This window comes from Alistipes finegoldii DSM 17242 (assembly GCF_000265365.1).
In the GTDB taxonomy this organism is placed as follows: Bacteria; Bacteroidota; Bacteroidia; order Bacteroidales; family Rikenellaceae; genus Alistipes; species Alistipes finegoldii.
In genome coordinates this window covers 2,133,522-2,153,960 of the sequence record NC_018011.1, presented here as the reverse complement: position 1 = coordinate 2,153,960, position 20,439 = coordinate 2,133,522, and the positions used below count along the sequence as shown (strand labels likewise).

The 20,439-nt window shown below is 49.6% G+C and carries 26 protein-coding genes and 1 tRNA gene; 16 read left to right on the top strand and 11 right to left on the bottom strand.

What is annotated here, in order from left to right:
* Positions 1-41: 41 nt before the first annotated feature.
* From ALFI_RS17450 to ALFI_RS16210, 10 genes are all read right to left on the bottom strand, one after another.
* The gene (locus ALFI_RS17450) at positions 42-272 is read right to left on the bottom strand and encodes a toprim domain-containing protein (RefSeq protein ID WP_229028857.1); all 231 of its coding nucleotides are present in this window, start codon (positions 270-272) and stop codon (positions 42-44) included.
* 96 nt (positions 273-368) lie between these two features.
* The gene (locus ALFI_RS17445; RefSeq protein WP_229028858.1) at positions 369-899 is read right to left on the bottom strand and encodes a CHC2 zinc finger domain-containing protein; all 531 of its coding nucleotides are present in this window, start codon (positions 897-899) and stop codon (positions 369-371) included.
* A 183-nt stretch (positions 900-1,082) separates the two neighbouring features.
* A complete protein-coding gene (locus tag ALFI_RS09400) occupies positions 1,083-2,303 on the bottom strand; it encodes a primase-helicase family protein (RefSeq protein ID WP_009597055.1) in 1,221 nt (406 codons plus the stop codon).
* Positions 2,293-2,598, bottom strand: a complete 306-nt coding sequence (locus tag ALFI_RS09395) for a helix-turn-helix domain-containing protein (RefSeq protein WP_014775640.1) — start codon at positions 2,596-2,598, stop codon at positions 2,293-2,295. Before ALFI_RS09395 ends, ALFI_RS09400 begins: the two co-directional genes overlap by 11 nt.
* Positions 2,599-2,812: 214 nt before the next feature.
* Positions 2,813-3,556: a hypothetical protein gene (locus tag ALFI_RS09390; protein WP_014775639.1), complete on the bottom strand. Its 744-nt coding sequence runs from the start codon at positions 3,554-3,556 to the stop codon at positions 2,813-2,815.
* Positions 3,553-4,572, bottom strand: coding sequence for a nucleotidyl transferase AbiEii/AbiGii toxin family protein (locus tag ALFI_RS09385; protein ID WP_014775638.1), 1,020 nt, complete (start codon positions 4,570-4,572; stop codon positions 3,553-3,555). Before ALFI_RS09385 ends, ALFI_RS09390 begins: the two co-directional genes overlap by 4 nt.
* Complete coding sequence (locus ALFI_RS09380) at positions 4,562-5,170, bottom strand: DUF6088 family protein (protein WP_014775637.1); 609 nt, start codon at positions 5,168-5,170, stop codon at positions 4,562-4,564. The genes ALFI_RS09385 and ALFI_RS09380 overlap by 11 nt, the downstream gene beginning before the upstream one ends.
* 58 nt (positions 5,171-5,228) lie before the next feature.
* On the bottom strand, positions 5,229-6,632 hold the full coding sequence (locus ALFI_RS09375; RefSeq protein ID WP_042493516.1) for a site-specific integrase: 1,404 nt from the start codon (positions 6,630-6,632) through the stop codon (positions 5,229-5,231).
* A 281-nt stretch (positions 6,633-6,913) separates the two neighbouring features.
* Entirely contained in the window at positions 6,914-8,233 is a 1,320-nt protein-coding gene (locus ALFI_RS09370) for a site-specific integrase (RefSeq protein ID WP_014775635.1), read from the bottom strand.
* A 70-nt stretch (positions 8,234-8,303) separates the two neighbouring features.
* Positions 8,304-8,708 carry a helix-turn-helix domain-containing protein gene (locus ALFI_RS16210; RefSeq protein WP_052312786.1) on the bottom strand — a complete coding sequence of 135 codons (405 nt, stop codon included), beginning with the start codon at positions 8,706-8,708 and terminating at the stop codon, positions 8,304-8,306.
* 394 nt (positions 8,709-9,102) lie between these two features.
* On the opposite strand from ALFI_RS16210, the gene ALFI_RS09360 reads away from it, so the two are divergent.
* From ALFI_RS09360 to ALFI_RS17790, 8 genes are all read left to right on the top strand, one after another.
* The gene (locus ALFI_RS09360) at positions 9,103-9,435 is read left to right on the top strand and encodes a hypothetical protein (RefSeq protein ID WP_014775634.1); all 333 of its coding nucleotides are present in this window, start codon (positions 9,103-9,105) and stop codon (positions 9,433-9,435) included.
* A 99-nt stretch (positions 9,436-9,534) separates the two neighbouring features.
* Positions 9,535-10,803 carry a replication initiation protein gene (locus tag ALFI_RS09355; protein ID WP_042493513.1) on the top strand — a complete coding sequence of 423 codons (1,269 nt, stop codon included), beginning with the start codon at positions 9,535-9,537 and terminating at the stop codon, positions 10,801-10,803.
* A 21-nt stretch (positions 10,804-10,824) separates the two neighbouring features.
* Positions 10,825-11,580 carry a ParA family protein gene (locus ALFI_RS09350; protein ID WP_014775632.1) on the top strand — a complete coding sequence of 252 codons (756 nt, stop codon included), beginning with the start codon at positions 10,825-10,827 and terminating at the stop codon, positions 11,578-11,580.
* A 9-nt stretch (positions 11,581-11,589) separates the two neighbouring features.
* On the top strand, positions 11,590-11,838 hold the full coding sequence (locus ALFI_RS09345) for a hypothetical protein (protein ID WP_009597056.1): 249 nt from the start codon (positions 11,590-11,592) through the stop codon (positions 11,836-11,838).
* 121 nt (positions 11,839-11,959) lie between these two features.
* Positions 11,960-12,139, top strand: a complete 180-nt coding sequence (locus ALFI_RS09340) for a hypothetical protein (protein WP_014775631.1) — start codon at positions 11,960-11,962, stop codon at positions 12,137-12,139.
* An 11-nt stretch (positions 12,140-12,150) separates the two neighbouring features.
* Complete coding sequence (locus ALFI_RS09335) at positions 12,151-12,486, top strand: hypothetical protein (RefSeq protein WP_014775630.1); 336 nt, start codon at positions 12,151-12,153, stop codon at positions 12,484-12,486.
* Positions 12,483-12,758, top strand: coding sequence for a hypothetical protein (locus ALFI_RS09330; RefSeq protein WP_042493510.1), 276 nt, complete (start codon positions 12,483-12,485; stop codon positions 12,756-12,758). Before ALFI_RS09335 ends, ALFI_RS09330 begins: the two co-directional genes overlap by 4 nt.
* Positions 12,755-13,333, top strand: a complete 579-nt coding sequence (locus ALFI_RS17790; RefSeq protein WP_014775629.1) for a M23 family metallopeptidase — start codon at positions 12,755-12,757, stop codon at positions 13,331-13,333. Before ALFI_RS09330 ends, ALFI_RS17790 begins: the two co-directional genes overlap by 4 nt.
* A 17-nt stretch (positions 13,334-13,350) precedes the next feature.
* Here the strand turns inward: ALFI_RS17790 and ALFI_RS09325 are convergent, their stop codons facing one another.
* Positions 13,351-13,629 carry a hypothetical protein gene (locus ALFI_RS09325; RefSeq protein WP_014775628.1) on the bottom strand — a complete coding sequence of 93 codons (279 nt, stop codon included), beginning with the start codon at positions 13,627-13,629 and terminating at the stop codon, positions 13,351-13,353.
* Between the two features lie 299 nt (positions 13,630-13,928).
* On the opposite strand from ALFI_RS09325, the gene ALFI_RS09320 reads away from it, so the two are divergent.
* From ALFI_RS09320 to ALFI_RS09290, 8 genes are all read left to right on the top strand, one after another.
* A complete protein-coding gene (locus ALFI_RS09320) occupies positions 13,929-14,471 on the top strand; it encodes a DUF3575 domain-containing protein (protein ID WP_042493508.1) in 543 nt (180 codons plus the stop codon).
* A gap of 12 nt (positions 14,472-14,483) precedes the next feature.
* Positions 14,484-14,777, top strand: a complete 294-nt coding sequence (locus tag ALFI_RS09315; protein ID WP_014775626.1) for a zinc finger domain-containing protein — start codon at positions 14,484-14,486, stop codon at positions 14,775-14,777.
* Positions 14,774-16,567, top strand: coding sequence for a tetratricopeptide repeat protein (locus ALFI_RS09310; RefSeq protein WP_014775625.1), 1,794 nt, complete (start codon positions 14,774-14,776; stop codon positions 16,565-16,567). The genes ALFI_RS09315 and ALFI_RS09310 overlap by 4 nt, the downstream gene beginning before the upstream one ends.
* Entirely contained in the window at positions 16,557-16,928 is a 372-nt protein-coding gene (locus tag ALFI_RS09305) for a hypothetical protein (RefSeq protein ID WP_014775624.1), read from the top strand. Before ALFI_RS09310 ends, ALFI_RS09305 begins: the two co-directional genes overlap by 11 nt.
* Position 16,929: 1 nt before the next feature.
* Positions 16,930-17,808 (top strand): FimB/Mfa2 family fimbrial subunit, encoded by an 879-nt coding sequence (locus ALFI_RS09300; protein WP_014775623.1) that lies wholly within the window; start codon positions 16,930-16,932, stop codon positions 17,806-17,808.
* 62 nt (positions 17,809-17,870) lie between these two features.
* On the top strand, positions 17,871-18,926 hold the full coding sequence (locus ALFI_RS09295) for a DUF4906 domain-containing protein (protein ID WP_014775622.1): 1,056 nt from the start codon (positions 17,871-17,873) through the stop codon (positions 18,924-18,926).
* Between the two features lie 49 nt (positions 18,927-18,975).
* Positions 18,976-19,082 (top strand) — tRNA-OTHER (locus tag ALFI_RS16930).
* Between the two features lie 21 nt (positions 19,083-19,103).
* Entirely contained in the window at positions 19,104-20,435 is a 1,332-nt protein-coding gene (locus tag ALFI_RS09290) for a hypothetical protein (RefSeq protein WP_014775621.1), read from the top strand.
* Positions 20,436-20,439: the final 4 nt, after the last annotated feature.

The window sequence follows — 20,439 nt, the reverse complement described above, 5'->3', positions numbered from 1 at the left end:
GAGATTCGGCCGGTCTTTTATATGGGCGATCAGATAGTCATTTACGTCCTTGTAAAACTGCTTTGGTCGATTACCTCGCTGCGGGGACAAAGACGGATCAGATCGGCAGTTGCCTTGCGTCCTGCTTCGTCGTTGTCGAAGAAGGTGCGGATCACCGGATGTCGGGAGATAAACGGAACGGCTTTGGGCAGGTTGACGACCGAGTTCAGAACCGCGGCGTCGATGCGCAGTCGTTCGGGGTATTTCAGTGAGAGATAAGCGAGGAAATCCATAAATCCCTCGAAAGCGATTACCGTATCGGAACGGTTGTCGATGGTGGTGATATGTTTGGGCGAGGAGCCGCCTTTGAACCGTGCGGAGCGCAGCTCTCACCCTCCGGCATCGTTGCGGAAACCGACGGCGAAAAAGGCGCGGCCGTTTATCTCGTAACGGACCTCGCGGCAGAATGCCGCGGCGACCGGCGGGACGATGCCGCGCGAGGCGAGATAACCGACCAATGCCGGATGCCGGAGCGAAGCGTCGGAGAGGATGCGGAGCGCGGGGACGGTGGCCGGCCGCACGACCGACAATGCCCCGCCAACGCCAAGAGGCTCACCAATACCCGGTGAGATAGAAGCAATCCCCGTGTCTCCTTTTTCACCGTTTTGCAGCCGTCGGACCGCTTCGCGGCTGTCGCACCGCTCCAACCGCATCACGAGGGTGAGCAATGTACCGCCTTCGCCCAGTCCGAAGTCGTACCAGAGATTTTGCACGTAGTCCACTTTGAAACTCGGCGTGCGTTCTTCCCGCAAGGGTGAAAGATACATACCGTAGCCGTTGCGTTCGTATTTGGGCTGAATCCCGCGCCAGGCGAGAAAATCACGGATGGAAATCCGGTTGCTGTATGGTATGACAGTCATTTTTTCCGTAAATTTGTTGAGAAAAAGTGTAAAATCCAGTGAAAGAAAAGGTTGGCGTCTTACATATCTCTTACACGGCATCCGGCGCTGTAAGTCCGAAAGAACCCGTAAGACTTTGTAAGAGGATTTGTAAGAGATGTAAGATTATGAAAATAAGAAAGCTACTTCCTTTTTTCAACATTCTTACATCGCAGCATCGTCCAGCAATCCGCCGAGTTGTTCCCGCGTGACGGTATAGACCCGTGCCGTCTTGCTGTCCTGCCGCTGCGTTTCGCCGTTGTAGGTAATCGTATAGCGTTGGTAGTAAGTCGGTGGTGCGGGTCGCAGCTGCCAATTTTCGGCAAGAATCCGCCGCACGGTGGGATGGTCAACACGGATGCCGCGTATCTCCAGCATATTGACCATATCGCTCACGTCGAACCGATACTCCGCAAGGTTCTCGGCATCCATGATATCGCGAATAATCGACAGCATTTCGGTTTCGGTCTTGCTGCGGTTGTAGTGTATGATCCGCCGCAAGGCATCGGTGACCAGCAGCCGGGGCGCGAACCACATACGGCTCTCTTCATGTGACGAGAGCATACGTTGTTGCAGATAGAAGAGCAGCCCCGGTATCTCGGCTCGCATTTTGGCCAGCAGGTGTTGATCGTCATACGGGAGCGGCGGCACGCGCCGCACCCAGTAGCGGGTTTCCGCAGCCTCGATCAGGACGGGATTGCGCTCGTTGTTGGAGCAGAGGACGAACTTGCCGAAAAACTCCACCTCCCGGCGGTCGCGGCCTTTCGCCTCAGCCTTGTAGCTGCGTGCAGTCGATAGGTTCTTGATCCTCTCGGAATCTTCGCGGCGGTTGAGCAGCACCTCGTCCACGCAGATCAGCAGTTTGCCCATCCAGTCGTCATTGAATTGCGAACGGAAATCTTCGTTGGTATTGAAGGTAACGTTTCCGCCGAAGATCGACTTTAAGAGATTGAGAAAGGTCGTCTTTCCCGTGTTGCGTTCATCCGACACCAGCAACAATACCGGCAGCCGTTGCAAGGGGCGCAGGTAGAGCAGTTGCAGATAATCGTACCCCAGTTCGACCTGCTCGCCGAAGATATGAGCGAAAAAGTCGTGGATGTGCGGAAAGATGCCATCGGCGGGCTGAAAGGGAATCGGCTCGTAACGGTTCAGGAAACCGTCGATCTCCCGGCGGTAGTTCGTGTGGTCGGGAACCGTGCAAAAGCCGTCGTATTTCGGAATGCAGGCCAGATAGCTTTTCCCGTAGTCCTGACGCAAGGTCTCGACATTCCACGGGATGAGCGTCTCGACGCTCCGGCCGCTGCTCAACGGCTGCCGGACCCGCTTGTAGATGGTCGTTCCCACGCGCAGGTAGGGGCTTTCTCTTTTCACTGTTTTAGCGGGCATAGCTGTCTCCGTTTAGAATCCGTTGCACATCCGCCACGCGATAACGGCGCTGCCCGCCGTACTCCACGGGAACAAGATAACCGCTCTTGGCCCATCGCCACAACGTAGAGGAATCGACACCCAACAACGCGATGGTCTGTTTTCGCGTGTACAATTCGCCCGCGTGTTGCGGAACCGGCATTACGGACGGCGGCGACGCGACTGCCGTCAACTCCTTGTGCCATTGCCGGAGATCTTCCAGACGGACGGTCACATTCACTTCACCGCCCAGCTCACTCAATTGTTTTAAGTCCATAATACGATAATTTAACCGAACCCGAACAGCAGGTCCGGCGACGAAAATAACAGGTGCTTTTCCTGCACCTGTTTTTGCAATCGAATCACCGCATTTGCACCGGCAAACAATTTCAGATATTGCTACTTACCAGCATTTTGCAATTACATGACAACAGAAAGAAAATTCCCTGCACCGACCGGGTGCAGGGAATATCTCATCCTTATACAGCTCTTTATTTTTGGATATATTCTTTCAGATTATCGATCAATCGGATGCGATAACCTCCGTCCGTCGCCCGAAGCTTGGCCCGCAACGTCTTCGTATTGTATTTGGCCAAAGACTCGAAGCTCGCTTTCAGCCATTCCGCCAATTCGGTCTGGTCATAAAAACGATTGGTCGCGCCCTTAAAAGCATTCCAGACGTTCCAACCGTAGTGACACAAATCCCCATAGCTCACCCGATCATGCCGAAGCCGAACCTGCGGCACATCATTCGGAACAGGCGCCATACATGCCAAATAAAGCAAACGTCGTCGCAAAATTTGCCGATTCGTCCCGTCAACGGCATCGCCCAAATCCTTATCGGTATATTCGTAGACGGTGGCGAGTGCATTTTCGAGAATCCGATCGTCCGGAACCGGATCGGCAGAAACAACGGCGGATTCCGGCACGATCGCGTCCGGGCTTCTTTCACACCGCTGTTCGGAACCGACTCCTTCTGTCGTTGTTTTCTCTTCGCCTCTCGGCTGACTACACCCAAAACGACGAAAAAAACGCTCCGAAAGATCCGCCGAACTGCCCACGCTGAAAAAGTAAAATCCGGTCACGCCAAGTCCTGCGGGGACAAGCAAAACAAGCGCCAGCCAAAGCGGAAATCCCCGCGAAACCATGGCGCTGAACAAAACGATCAAAGCAAAAATCACGGCGCTTGCCACGATCAGACGAAGACCTTTCTGGAAATAATACTCGGGATTCATAATTCCGATTCGCTGAAAAAATCATCCTCCATTACAACTTTCCGAAACCGATCCCGCAACTCCGCCATCCGCGCGATCAGTCGATCGTATGGCAGCGAATCTCCATAGATGAAATACTCCTGCATCCGCTCATAATCCCTGCGCCATACCTCCGCCAATTTTTCGGGCGGAATAAAATCGATCCGGCTCGGATGGTGCGTCCGATAATCGACTCCGCGAATCGTATTGAATATGCTGCGATGCCTGACAATCTCGGCATACATTCTCGGATCGGCCAAGGCTGCCTTTCCGAAATCCGTATCCATCAGCCGCTCCAAATCGTACAGATGGCGTGTCATTCGCTCGAAGCGCGGATTCTCTTTCTGAAACTCTTCATGCAGCAAAAACGCTTTCTCCAAAAACGTCCGTGTCGGCACGACCGCATAAATCGGGAACACCAATTCTCCGAATACATCGGGATATGCCTCGGCAATCAGCGGACGAATCTCGATCCGCTCACGCGGTTCTTTCATCGACCGGCAGCTGAATTCGATCCGGATTTGCGATTCCACATACTCGATATTCGCATAAATACTTCGATACGGCAGCAGCACCAGCGTCGGATCGGCATCGGAGTCCTGCGCCGGAACGGCACGCAACTCAAAATCGGAAGCCCCATATCCTTCCAGCAATGCCTGCATTTCCGCAACGAGCCGCTGCTCGATATAGGCCCGCGAAAGTTTCCGAATCCGATCGCGCTGCGACTTGTTGTCCCCGGCAATTCCCCAAAAGGACTTGTCGATTGCAATATCGATGTCCTCCGAGAAGCGTTCTATGACATGCCAACCCTTGCTCAACGACGTACCGCCCTTGAAGGTGATGAAGTCCCGGCACGACGATTCGAACAGGGCTTTCAGCGTCATCGTCACCCACCAGTCCTTCTCGACAGCCTGCGGAGGAAGCCCGACACGCTCGCTCGTCTGTGCAACGAACATACTTTTCTGCTCGTCGGAAAACGTCCAAAAATTATTCTTCATAGAACGACATAATGATTTTACGAATCCAGGCCGGCACCAACCGCAGATCGGGCAGAATGCTCGACTTCGGAATCCGGGCGAATATCGTCTTCAGTTGGGCGGTGTGCTCCTCCGTCACCTGCGGCCGACCGATCTCCTTCAGAGCGAACACGGCAAGCATCAGCGTTTTATTCTGATAGGCCAGATTTTTAAGCGCTACACGCTTGAATCGCAATTTGCGACCGTTGAACAGATTGACCGTCCGGGAATTGCCGTCCGTATAAAACACATAGTTCATCGGTACCTGGGCAGACAATCCCAATACATTCAATGCGTGCATACCCGTCGGAACAACTCGGGCTTCGCTCTGCCGGGCTACTTTTTCAGCGATTTCATTGATGGTCGGATATTGTATGCCCAGTCCGAACTTTCTGTCGATTTTGGGATAGCAATAGAGGCCCCTTGCAATACGGACCAAACCGCCTTTTCGGGTAAGCCGTTCCAATGCCTTCGCAACCGATACGGCCGATCCGTACACAGCGAAATCGGATGCGGAATACAGCTTACCCCGCCCGCACTTTTTCATCTTATTAAGTATCTTGTCCTCTATTGCTTGCATTTGCTTATTTGTTTATTTATTGTCGCTAATTTATACAAATTTATCGACAAAACAAATTCTACTCCAACACGCTCACGGCATCCCGTTTTATATCCATGTCGATATCGCGATAGCGGGCGAACGCCCGGCTGCCGTCCTTATGCCCGGACATCGCTCCCACGATCGCAGGGTCTTTCACGCTTTTATAAACATTCCCGATGAATGTCCGGCGCGCCATGTGCGACGAAGCAAGGTCGCAGATCGGCACCTGAACATTCTGCCGCGTCCGCTGGTCAATCGTCGTCACCATGCGCGTCAGTCCCGCCTTACGGAACGCCGCTTTGATATAAACATTGTATTTCTGCTCCGAAATAAACGGGAACAGCGTTCCACGGTTCTCGTCGAGGTATTTGCGAATCAGTTCTTTCGCAGCACCGATCAGCGGCACCGAGACCGTCACCACCCGATCGTCGCGCGTCTTGCGGGGAACGTATTCGATGCAATCGCCGATGATATTGGCATAGGTCATCTTATAAAGGTCGCTCACCCGACAGCCGATCATGCACTGAAAAACAAAAATATCTCTTTGCGTTTCCAGCTGCTTGTCATCCCCCATATCCGCTTCGGCCAACTGTTTGCGTTCGTCGGTCGTAATATAGATAGGCGTACCGTAGACAATCTCCGTGATCTTATACTGCTTGAACGGATCATTGGAAGTATGTCCATTATCATTGAGCCATACATAGAACGACCGCAGACGAATCAACATGTCCGAAACATAATTCATGCCCCGCTCTTTCGGACGGCCGGGAATTACCGTTTCTCCCGCAGCGTTGAGGTACGGGCCGCGCTTCACAGGCAGATTCTTCCTCACCTTCGGCCGGGCATACGGCACCTCGTCGTACAACTCCGGATGTTCGTCGAAAATCTCCGGTTCTTTCATCAGAAATGCCCCGAAATCATCAAGTGTCGTCGGAGATACGGTGTGTACGTCCAGCACGAACCGTCGGTTCGACAGTTTACGATACAACTCATACCGCTTCAACGTCCGCACCAAGACATTGAAATGCTTGACACGCGATTCGGACAATTTATGCGTAGCGAGGTATTCATCCGTCAACGGGAAAAAGCCTATTTTCTTTTCCTCAACGGAAGTCGCCGTCTTTGGCCGCAAAGTGCGCCGGATCAACTTTTCGAGCCACTCGCGCGTAACGGTCGATTTATCGTCTGCCGCCTCGACCGAGGTCTCAATTACATCGACCAATTCTTTCAATTTCGCCCGCTTTGCCAACAGCGCATCGCGCTCCTCCCCCGGTATGTTCGGAATATTGATATCGTTTTTCTTTCCCCAACGTTTCCGATCGACCCAAATGCCGGACGGCACACGTACACGCAATTCGCGGGAAACATAGACACGGAAATTAACTTGCGATTCTCCCGCGCTGTTCTCCCCTTGCGCCAAAACATATGTAACTTTTGCCATACATCCTCATTTTATGCTCTACAAAGATATGATTTAGATTCGAATACAGCAATACTTTTGCGTCCGCACCGTGTCCGCATTTTTGCAAAACAGCTAAAAACAGACAAAATACATTTCATAGTATATCATTTTAATATACTATATTTCAACATATTATAAATATATTCGAATTTCAGTTGTTTGTATATGTTTTCATAAATCAATCCCTGTCCTGGGCACCAAAGGACGCTGATAATCAGCGTCCTTTTTTTTGTGCAGGATAAAATTTAGGATAAATTGAATTACTCTTCTCCTTCAAAATCCTTAAAAAAGGAACTTCCCGCAAGTATAGCAGCATTCTCATCCACCCCCAATCGCAGGTAACGCATTGTCGTAGTAACCTTTTTATGCCCCAAAGCCTTGGAAATCGCAGTAAGCGGAACTTTGGAACGCTGGAGGTGCGTGGCGAAAGATCGGCGAGCAGTATGCGTAGAGATCAAAGTATATTTTTCGACCCTAATCTCTTTTAACTCACCCCCTCGATGTTCGCAAATTGTCACTTTTTCGTCGATCCCTGCCATTTTCGCCACCACTTTGATATAGACATTCATTTTCTGGTCAGAAATCGTTTTTGACAGGTCAAAATCGCTCTCAAGGATTCTTTGTATCACAGGATGAAGTGGAATCGCAATCGGGGTATCTGTCTTACGGGTACGCATCATAATCATCCCATCAACAATATTTGACTCGCTGAAACGACTAAAGTCAGACACCCTCATGCCCGAAAATGCCCCGATAAGAAACCGGTTCCGTACCAGTTCACATGTAGCTATGCGCTGCCTGACTGCTTTCTCTCCGCACAGATCCGGCCACTCATTCAATACTGTGTTTTTTGTGATTCTCAATCTATACAACTTCATCAGTTCGTCAACCGAAAGATAGACAGGATCACTCTCTTTTGCTACCGTGATAAAATTTTTATGAGCTGTGCCATTCAAATTATGCAGGTGATCCACCTCCCGGGCCTCCCTATAAACCTGTTTGATCACTTTGATAAGACTGCCGAAATAATTATCCGAATATCCCTGCCCATATATCCAGCTCCGGAACTGATTATAGAAATTGATATTGATATCTTCAAATTGCAAACGACACCGAATCATCTTTTCATACTGCTTCAGCTTATTCAGGACTGTTCGGTAATGCCGGATCGTTATTATCGACCTCGCATCGGCATAGCGGGCAATATAACGCTCAAAATAATCAGAGTAATAGTCAGAGGGAGACTCCGGAGTATTTATTGACGGAACAGGTCGCTCTAAGGCTTTGTAATACTCTTCATCCACGACCTCGAAAAAGTCTCGCGAAGATGGAATCGTATAACCTTTCTTAAAGTACACTTCAGCTCGTTGGGCAGCTTGGCACCACAGCTCCAACGCATCATTCGTGCAATTCGCCAATCTGTTTTCACGACACACCCGAACCCTCTGTCGCTGGGGGTTCCAGAACTTTACCAAAGTCGACTCTTTTGTCGTGCGTCGATACTGTTTGCCCTTAAATGTTACGGATAAGATAATCGCCGATCTCTCCCGCTGGGGAGTAGCTAAATAGAATTTTATCATTTTGTTCGATATACTATTATGGAGTCCGTGTTTGAAAATTGGATCCCACTACAATATATCAAACACAGAACTACTCTTTAATATGCTCTTTATCAGGATATTCCACGCCAACGCGGGGGGGGGATATTTTTTTCTGGTGTAGTTCCATGAAATGATCGTTTATGAATTGCTGCTGTTTTAAAATTGTTTCAGCCTGTGTTTTTATAATCGCTAATTCTAACGTAGAAGCAGAAGAAGGGTTAGTCGCACCGAGCGCTATCGATGGAACCAACATGTCTCCAACCCCAGTCAATAACCAACGCGGCTCAATATTTACAAATGTTATACAAATTCGTCTTAATGTTTCAAAATCAGGAGTGCGTCCAGTCAGATAATTACGCATCCGTGGCTGCGAAATCCCAATCTTCGCAGCAAAGGCATTCGGCGTAAGTCCGAGGTAATCAATAATTTCCTTCAATCGCTCCGTTATATCCATAACAAATCAAATAAAATTTATAACAATTCTATTGTTTATTATAACATTTGTTGTATATTTGCGTTGTGGGACATGCGTACCAAACTCACACACCCCAATAAATTAGGTAAAGATAAGAAATAACATTTGAAAACCAAAGACATGCCTCGAAAAATCACTTTTACAGAAGTACCTTCCTCCAAAGGGTGGGAAGTATTCTTAAAGGGAATGAAGGTAGGAAATCCTGCCATTTTCAAAAATGTAGGGAATGTAGTCATAAATGGCCGACAGGCAATAAAGCGGTATAACAAGAAGATAAAAACAGGAAAACTCGAGCCACGAAAGTTTGAAACCAAAACATATTCAGACGACAATACATTTACAATCACGAGAATATCATAAATCGTAATCAGTCATGGAAGACTCTACACATATTGATTCCACCAAGATCAGTCTCTACGTCCAACAACTCGAATTCACAGTGAGAAATCTGGAAGCCACCGTCGCGAGGATGAAACAGGAATGTTTCGACCCTCAAAAATTCTATGGCACTGCCATAACCGTTGACGCCTGCGCACGGATGCACAACGTGTGTGTCGAGACTGTCCGTGAGTATGTTCATGCAGGATTCATTCCGACTCATCCGGATAGCACCTCACGAAAAATCCTCATACTTACAACAGATGCCTTATTGCTCGACTTCAAACAGCTCAAGCGGAAATATAAAGAATTAAAATTATCAATATAAAGCACAGGAGACTTGAGGGGAGTGGTGATAAGACTGCATCACTGATCCCACGGTAGCAGTTGGCACACCATATCCCCTCTCTCTTGTTTATCCACGATCATGGCAGTACAAACGATATATAGCAACAAAGACTCTCGAGTATACAAAAGCGAGAGCTTGATCGTTCCCCCAACCCTCCCGACTGGCGAAGCACCACTCGAATTAAACCAGCCAAACATGATTTTGGATGCCAAATACAATTACCGGCTGATACAACTATCGGCAATCGTAAAAATCACCAACATTTTACAGCCGATCATCAACCAAAATATAGACGAATACGTCACGCTGTGCCGACGCTTCGGAAACAAAGGGGAACATCAAAAAATTGATTACCTTCTGGGGGAAGAGCGGAACCTCCGACTGCACGCCGAAAACGTTTACTGGAAGATCAACGAGCGGACACTCGAGGTTAGGATACCTTTAGATGCTTTTACGAATATCCGGAGCCATTACAGCCGGATCAGAGCTGCCATCAGCGATCTGATCAGGATACCGGTAAAATTCCCCACATGGTCGGAATTGGCCAAAGAAACCCTGACTGACGGCCGCCGGCCTTTATGCCAGGGAGTATTTTACAACAATGACAAGTCCCAGAAAAACAGAAGCTACATCCATATTTTTTTCGACGAAGATATAGCCAGATTGCTGGTAAATCCCTGTTACGGATACTCACGCTTATTGCAAGCTACCGTCGACAACTGCCATTCGGTTTATACTGCGAGGATCTACATGCAGATATGCCGGCACGCAGATGGGAAGAAATGGGCTATTCCCTATCCGGATCTACGATTGCTTCTGAATGTCGACTCACCCAAGAAGAAAGGGAGTACAGAATCCAAGCAGCGTGTCCGCGCCAACTCAGTCCCGAGATACCATGAGTTCCGTCGGCGCGTCCTCGACGTCGCACGCGACGAGCTGCTCCTTATGGTGCAAAATAATACGACAAACTATTATTTCACCTATACCGAGGAGTTCCCGAGCAATCGCCATTCCACGCCAAGCCATATTATTTTTAACATATACGAGACACATCCGTCGAAAAAAGATCTCGACGCTTACGAGAACCATCTTTCCCAGATGCGGCATTGTGCTGGGCATATTTTAAAAATCGGGCAAGACAGATACAATCGGGTATTCAAAAATATAACCCTAAGAAATTACACATACGTGTTTCAAAGACATCTCGCAGCATGGATTTACATGGAAGATCACGGCGACAAGATCAATAATCGCGATGCATATTACCTCAAATCCATCGAAAACGCGATAAAGGAAGAGAAGATTTCTCACGAACAGGGAGTGATTCAAATGGAACTCAATTTATAATACCAAATACAGTCTGCTACCATGAAAGTTTTAATCTCCATCAACCAAAAGGGCGGTGTCGGGAAAACGACCACCGCAGCAAATGTCGGCTTCCGCCTATCCCAACTCGGAAAGAAAGTTCTCCTGATCGACGGGGACGAACAAGCGAACCTCTCGCTAATCTTCAATGCTACGAAACACAAGGAGACTTTATTCAAGCTCTTTATAACAGGCGAGGCCGTAAAACCGTACGAGATCAATCCGAACCTTTACATCATCCCTTCGGATGTCAGGACATCGAATATCAACGTTCAGCTCGCAAACGACGTGAACGCCCCGTTTTTCCTGAAAAAGTACTTGGCAATGCCCGAATACAAGGATTATGATATTGCCATCATCGACTGCGCCCCAGCTCTCGATGCAATCATCATAAACGCAATCACCGCCGGCGATGCCATGCTTATTTCCCTGTCGCCCGGAGAATTCTCCTACGACGGCATGCGACGTATCCTCTCTGCCACAAACACGATAAAAAAGAATTATGGAGCCCAAATCCAGCTCGGAGGCATCATATTAAGCATGATTAACGCCCGGACAAAGGTTTACCAACAAACGGTCGAACTATTACGGGCGGATGATCTTCTCCCTGATGCGTTCAACACGAATATCCGCCTATGCGAAGCCTTCAAACAGGCAGAAGCCGAACATAAAACGATTTTTGAATTCGCACCGAAATCGAAAGGCGCTGACGACATGAGTGCTTTGACAGATGAAATCATTGCTAAACTCCTTCAGTAGACACTCCATATGCCAGCCATAGAAGACCGCCCCTCCTACGACGAGGACATGATGAGCATCGCGTTGGCCGGTATTACGCAGCGCCAGAAAAAGAAGCGTAGCCGGACATATACATTCGTGCAGAAGAGAAGCATCGACTTCACGGAAGAAATATGGTCGATCATCGAGGCGCACCGAAAGTTACCGGGGATACAAGACAATCTCCGGGAAACGATCTACAAGGGGCTGTTGCTCCTCAAGGAAAAAGAAAATTTATAACGACCGGCACCATGATACCCGATGCTGAAATGACGAGCCGCCATAACCACCATGCAATACATGAAAGGAGAGTGGGAACTACAAGATATTCTTTCCCCAAACCAATAACAATATACCGAATATGAAAGTGTATGCCATCACTATCGAGGACGCATATGGCGAATACGGACGCTTATATGCCCTCGCAGACAACGACTCGGACAGACTCCGGCTCGAAGGAATGGCCCAGGCTGAAGCTATGGGCGACGACATGGAAGCCTGTGTCCGTGAGATAGAACTCAATGTTCCTATTAAACACTAATTGTCAAGACTATGGAGTGGAATTCAAAAGAAAAAAAGGAATTGATTAAACTCTATCCAAAGTATACGGCTAAAGAGCTGGAGGTGAAATTCAAACGGAGTTCCAAAGCCATACATCGAATGGCGAACCTATTAGGTATTTACAAAACTGCCAACAAAGTTCCCCCGGGCCTATATGATGTCGGGTTACGTTTTATGATCGTGCATTGCAGAGTTCGGGCAGACAACAAAAAAAATGCAAAATACAGGGCGATAGAGAAAGTCGAACGCAGTATACTGAAGCGTCAATCAATCAAGAATTATGTATTTTTTTCAAAATCGACAGTTGAAAAAATCAAAAACCAATGAGTGAAAATACAGATAAAAAACTCCAGCAGATTATTGATCTGGAAATACGAGAATTATACGATTTAGCCTTTTTCAAGCCCTACCTCGTCAACTACATCGCGGATTTTAAGCCCCAGTTTCACCAGTCTATGTCAGATCGAGAATACCGGGATTACCTCGAGCGCAAAAACGAGGAAGCCATACAGGAGTTTTGCAGGAGCATCAAGGCCGACTGCCCCCGGAACGAGGCGATAACGAATGCTCTGCATGTTCTTCTTTCTGATCTTTTATGAGAAAATGGACAAAAATATCGCTGCTCCTCCAACTGCTTCCCATAACTTTATGGGGACAAGATACACATGCACTCTATACAGCGAGAAACAATGAAATATTAGATATCATTGCCCAACTCCCAGCTAGAGCACCGCAGATCCTCGACATCCCATGTATCTCCCCAGTACAACAACCGAATTTCGACAGGGTGCGAATCTCTTCAGGCTACGGCTTGCGCATTCACCCTATCACACAAAAAATACACCAGCACTCAGGCATCGACATTCCCCCGTCTGGGAATGATACAATCTACGCTGCGGCAAACGGGATTATTGATACAGTAGCCTATAATGATCTTATTGGATTACACATAAAGATACGGCACAAATACGGCTTTAAAACCACATACGGGCACCTGAAACGCACTTTTATCCGGAGTCCGCGCCAAAAAATACATATCGGCGATCCGATTGGCATAATGGGAACCTCAGGCCGCAGTACGGGAAAGCATTTACATTATACCGTCCAAAGGAACGGACAAACTCTCCCGCCCCTTCCCTATTGCTATCTCTTTATCAACACAAGAGGGCCTTAAATCAAGCCCTCCTTGTATTACTCCTTATTTTGTTTCTTCCGTAACTTGCCGGCCTGCAATGCTTCGCGTCTGCTGACTTCCATTTTACGCACATGCTCCGGCCGGGGAACAACTTTGAGTGTTCCTTCCTTCTCTGTCTCACGCTTTAAACTCTGGATCGCTGCAATAAATATATCCACATTGGTCATTACTATCCCCTGGGATAAAAGCATTGCATACTTGTAGTCATTAATATACTCCATCGTTTCGATATCAATATCCAGCAGGAGCTTTCTCGTATCCCCGTTTTTCGCCATGTTTTTCTTGTAGAATTCAATTGCACAAATATAATCATTCTTTTTTAGAATCAAACGATTACAAAAATGGAAGCCCCTCCCAAAAGTATCTATAATTTGCTTTGCACCTCACAGAACGGGTACCTTTGCATCGCATAACGTATTAAAATCTAATCATGTATAAAAGCATCGGTCTGCAAATGACACAACACTCCGGAATGAAACTACTGGGGCGGACAATTTCTCTTTCCAAGCAGACTGAAGGGATTTAATACATTATGCAAATGCGTCCGCCCCACTTTTTTCACAATATCGTCAATATGAAACACTATCTCCTCATTATCGTATCGCTGTTCACGTTTTCAGCCTCTTACGCCCAGTTCTCGTCCGTATCGACCAACATCGTCGGATGGGCTGCCGGGAACATAAACGCGGCCGTCGATCTGAACGTGAACTTGCACAATACGATCAACATTCCGGTGTCAGCCAATCCGTTCAAGTTCGGAGACACCCAGTGGAGCCATGTCGTCCTGCAACCGGGATGGCGGCACTGGTTCGTCGAGCGATACATCGGACAGTTCGTCTCCCCCTCGCTGTTTTATGCCAACTACACCATAGGCTACGACAAACGCACCTTCAAAGGCAACGCCTACGGCATCGGATGCTCGTGGGGCTATTCGAAACTCCTGAGTACCCGCTGGAACTTCATCGTCGAGATCGGGGCCGGTATCGTCTATACCCCCTACACCGAGAAGCTGCGGCCGAAGTACATCGGGGAGTTCGACGACGAGTATACCTATCGTCACCGCCGGTTCCTGCTCGTCCCGATCAAATGCAACCTGTCATTTTCCTACTTGTTCTAATTCACAGATCCCATGACAACGACTTTCGAAAACTCCAAAGGATATAAAGTACTGACATTATCGGCCGCCGAAATCAAAGTATGGGTTCGGGCCAAAGTCTGCGACCGCTGCGGTCGGAAGATCAGTTCAAGCGGGTTCTATGTGGGAGCCGTCAATCTCATGTATTGTCCCGACTGCTATGAAGAGTGGCATGCCACGGCACCGGAGAAGCAGGAACTTCAATGTCCGCGGGAGAACTCGCATCTGGCAAAGGCAAACGAATATATCGCCGAAGGATTATCGGACATCAAATCAACTAAGAAATGAACCCATATAAAACACTCGTTTCCATAGCCCTGACTGTCCTGATGCTCTCCTGCGCCATGACGCACTCCTTGCTGCGCAGCACCCCGACGGCCGACATCCACCTGCCCGGCAACGGGCCTGTCGAAACGCCCGAAGTCGAAGACGTAGAACGTGCCGTGGCCAAGATGCGCCGCATCTCGATGAACGGTGGCCGCGACAGCGCCTATCTGGCCGAGGTCGAACGCGACTCCACGGGCGAAGTCACCATCAAGGGCGAGGACATTCAAACCGTCTACATCGTCGCCAAGTCGAAAACCGTAGCCGAACGCAACGGGGAGATTGCTATCGACTTCATCATAGGCATACCCGCTGCTCTCCAGAGCAGCACGTGGGGGTTGTCGCTCACCCCGGTCATAGAGAACAACGGGACTGAAGAGGCGCTGCAACCTCTCTCTATCCGGGGTGAGCTTTTTTCCGACATCCAGAAGCGCCAGTACTGGCAGATGAACAAGTACCTGAACCGTATTCTCGGCGACTCAACAGAGCTTACGACCACTACCGGTCTGGCCGCGAAGTACTACGAAGCCTACAACCGCTACATCGCCGGCGGCCAAAAGCGCCGGGCCGACAAACTGGAGTCCACCTACAAACAAACGATCTCGTTCCCCTACCTGAACGATCCGAGGCTCGACTCCGTACTGATCCGCAAAGGCGAGATACGCTACTATTACACCCAGACCTATCGGCCGACGAAGGATACCAAGCGCCTGCATCTCTTTTTCCGGGGCCGCGTCGATGCCATCGACCGCAGCCGTTACGACCTCACGAACAGCGATACGCTGACCTACACCGTGACATCCATGTTGTCGCTTTTGGATAACGAGCCTCGGTACATGCTCAAAATCATAGACAAGTATGTCGAGGTACGCGACCGTAACTACATCACCTTCCCGGTCGGCCGTGCCAATGTAATCGACACGATGGGCCAGAACCATGTGCAGCTTGACAAAATCGAACGTCTGATGGACACGCTTATCAACCAGTACGAATTCTTCGTCGATTCTATCACCATTACCGCTTCATCCTCTCCCGACGGTTCGATGGCGACCAACAACCGTATTGCCGGCGAGCGTGCCCGGGCAATCAAGGAGCGCTTGGTGCGAAAGTTCGGCCACGAGGTCGATACGCTGATCCGAACCCGCTCCATCGGTGAGGACTGGACGCTGCTCAAGCACCTGATCCGCCACAACAGCGACGTGCCCAACTGGGAAAAGATTACGGACATGATCGACCGGAGCAGGAACCTCGACGTGACGGAACAGCAGATCCGCCAGCAGTTCCCCGGGGACTACGCCTTCATGAAGGAGATCCTCTATCCCCAGTTGCGGGCCGTGGACTTCCGCTACAACCTGCGCCGCGTCGATATGGTCAAGGATACCGTCGTGCTGACCGTACTCGACACGACCTACATGCGCGGAGTGCAGCAGCTCCGCGACCGGGATTATGTCGGGGCGCTGCGCACCCTGAACGACTACAAGTGCCAGAACCTTGCGATCGTGCTGCTCTCGCTGAGTTACGACGAGGCGGCTTTCGAGATTCTGGAGCAGCTGCCGCCGGCCGAGAAGAACCCAAGAACCGATTACCTATCGGCCATAGCCCTCTCGCGCATGAACCGGCCGCGTGAAGGACTGGAATATTACCTCAAGGCGATTCAGGCAGACCCGGTGCTGAAGTTCCGCGGCAACCTCGACCCCGAAATCCAGATACTCTATAAGCAGAACAACGTAAAATCTACGACCTATGACAGTTGAGTTAGGATTATTCGATATAGTACTCTATGCACTTCTGCTTTGTGTCGGCACCATATTATGCTACATGCTACCGCACTCGGTCTCCTTTCGTCGAAAAAGCTACGAGGCTATGGTACTCGACCTTTGGGAGCAGGGAAAGATCAAGGACGCAGCAGACATCATGGATTATCTGCATTGGTGGCATTTCACAAAAGAGACGCACGCACTGGCCGCCTTGGTATACTACAAGGCCGGGCGGATCGACGAGGCAAAGGAACACTTGGCCATGATCTGTAAACCCCGAAATATGCTCTTCCTGTATTTGGCATCCAACGCGAAGCTCAAGACGCTATTCGACGAACTCAAGAAACACAACGAATAATATGAAATACCTCTGCTACATACTCACGGGGATTTGGCTCGCGAGCCTTCTCCCCGGCTGCGAGATCCACGACGACATCGACGTCGATGTGAAGCGCAAGGCCATCGTATACCTGCGCTACAACTACAACGACGGGGAGCACGACACCATGGACGAGGTGCAGACCCTGCGCCTGTTCTTCTTCGACCTGAAGACCGGCAGGCAGTACCGCGACACGACGCTTACGCGGGACGAATTCCTGACCGATACCGGAGCCATGCAGACCTACATTTCCAATGGAGAATATGGGATTGTGACGCTTGCGAATGTAGGGCATGGCTCCACGGTGTCGGCAGACAACATCCGGGACGCTGCAATCACCTTCCCAGATACGGGTGCCGACCCGCTTTTCTTCAACCGCATCCAGACGCCGATCCAAAAGGGCGACTCGCTGCGCTTCGACATCGACCTGTTCAAGTCCGTTTACAAGGTCAACGTCCGTGTCGAAGGGATGCAGAACATCAACAACCCCGAAGATTTCTATTTCGGGCTGAACAACTACGCCGCTCTGAGTTTTGACAACAAGCCCTGCGGCGGCTTCAGAATGTATCGTCCCCAACTGGCCCGCGACCCGGCGGCCGGCACCATGTCGGGATCGTTTTACACGCCCTACTTTCCTTCGGACTCGCCAATCTCAATCGGCATCTACACCGACGATCCCACCTCGATTTACGGGCATGAACTCTTTGTGGCCACGATACAACGCTACATAGAGATCGCCCCTAATCCGGGACACGACGTCGAGATAGACATCCGCATTCTCCTGAACGGAGCCAATGTGATGGTAATTATCTCCGACTGGGAAGGAATTGTCATTCAAGAAGAACATTTCGGAGCATAGGCTCGAAAATAACTTATTTTCTCACTTAATTTTTTAATCATCCCTTTATGAAAAAATTTTTTATGAAACTGACCGCAATCGCGGTAATGCCGATGCTGCTTGCAGCCTGCACGAAAGACGAAGTTAATCCTACACCGACCAACGGTGGAAAGGAAGGCGAAATCGAACTTATCCTGAAAAATGAAAGTGTAGCTGACGGAACTCGCGCCTTTGGCTCCGGCACTACCGAAAGTTGGGAGAAGTCGATCTCCTCCGCTGTACTTATCGTCTACAACACCTCGGGCACGCAAATCCTGCGCCGCGTACTGACCGCCGCCGAAGTGAACGGCTCGACCACGACGCCGATCAAGTTCGTACTTCCGGGCGTGAGCGCCGATGCCTCGTGTGATTTCTATGTCGTTATCAACCGTAACATAGCGGATAACATCACCACCAAGACCAAGCTGCTCGAAGAGTTGGAGAGCGACATCGCCTCCTACAACGGCACCTACGCAAACGTCACGACAAAGGCCATGCGCTCCGGAGGATTCGTAATGACCGGAGCTACAACCGCCAAAATCACAGCAGGGACAACGTCCGTAACCATGACCGTGAAGCGCGTCGTGGCGAAGGTCGAGATTCAGACCACCATGACGGATGCGTTCCGGAGCAAATATGGCAACGGTTGTATCGAGATCAAGAAAATTACATTGAGCAAAGGAGCCGAGAAATCTTATCTGATTGACCAGACGGCGAACAAATATGCAACCGTAAGTTCTTCCTTCACCTCGGCACAGGACGCCTACTGCGACAAGACCGGAGCGTCGAAAACAAACGCCTACAAGTACAACAACCTTTTCTACATCAACGAGAAGGCCGCAGCCGCTACGGGATCGCGAATAAAAGTAGTCCTCAATGCCGTTTATGATGCTGACGGCAACCTCTCGACTACGACCGACCAGCTGGCCGTCACCTACGAAACGGAACTCACGGGAGCAACCGGCGGCAAGATCGCACGAAACGGCTCCTACAAAGTCAATGCGAAGCTCGACGGACTCACAGGACAGGACGTGACTTTGGCCGTGACCGTCGCAAACTGGGATGCCTTGTCCACGCAAGACGTGAACTTGGGGCAGTAAACCCTACCTTTTCCCCAATCATCCCCGGCTGCGGCCGGGGGTGATTCAAGTCGCCGTAGCTCAATCGGAAGAGCGCATGTCCGGTTTCTTTCATACGAATAGATTAGTAAATTGGATCCGGGCATGAGGTTGCGGGTTCGAGTCCCGTCGGCGACACAACTCCAAATATTTTGCGTCATGAAAACTTACAAGACAATTCTCATGCTGCTACTGGCCGCAACGACGGCGTGCAGCAAAGACTCCGCAGAGCCGGATACTCCCGGCCCGAAACCCTCAATCAGCATGACACTCGATTACCAGAGCCGAGAATACGAGTTAGGCGAAGTAATCGAGGCAACACTGACAATCACCGAAAAGAATCCGGCAGCAGACTATTTCCTGTTGAACACCTCCTGCAACGGAGGTAAGGCCGTGGCAACAGTAGACGGCCATGAACTGCAATGGCAAGCCGAACAGCAGATTCCCTACGAGATCGTCAACGAGGAGTTCTCCTCGAAGGTGCTCCACCTGAAAATTACGCCCCAAGCCGGGGCGACGGCCAAACAGCCGTTCAACTTCGGTATCTATGCAATCTCGGCCGACGGGACAAAGGTCGAAAAAAGAATTTATGCAGTGAGTGTCAATACTGCGGAAATCATAACGAATGTCGAATGTATCACCCCGACAATCAATTTGGAACAGCAGTTTAAATTTATTTTAACAGCAACCAAAGAGAATTATGCCGGTGACTTTTTCGTACAACTGTCAACTGAAGGCAACGGATTTTTCATACTCGAAAACGGCATTGCCGGAAATCGTTTCTACTGTCCTGCAGACTCCCATAATATGCTCTCTTACCAACCCCATGTAACGGGTATACACAAAATCCATTGCGTAGTAAAGGACGACATCAGTGTTTCCGAAGTGGACATCGAAGTCGAAGTCAAGGGGATTAACGGAAGCCTCACGAATCCCGAGCCCGGCGTATATATTTACTGCAATTCACTCTACTACCCAAGTACGGTATGGAACAAAGAATGGGAAGAGCAAGCTGAAGGTGTCGCAATCATCACGGAGGAATGCAGGTTTCTGATGGCCCCGGATCCCGTTATCGGAGATTGGGGCGGTGGTGAGTTCACGAGTGTTTCTGACCTCACGGTCATTCAGGACTGGAGAGAAGCCAAATTTGATTATAACGGCCGAAAAAACACAGAGGCATTACTCAATGCCAAAGACGTTATGCGGAAAATCGAGTTCACCGAAAAATGTTACAACTACGATAAAGATAATCCGGGCAAATGGTACCAGCCAGCTGCGGGACAAATGTATTTGATACGTCAAAATCTGGACGAAGTACAACGATGTCTGAGCTTGATAGGTGGCAGAAAACTAAAAGCCAACGAGCATTACATATCCTCCACTGCCGCAGATGGATTGCACCTTTGGGCAATCAGTCTCACACAATTCGAACGAATATATTTTTTCCTCTACGAACCCGACAACCGGACATATCCCGTCCGCGACTTGTAGACGG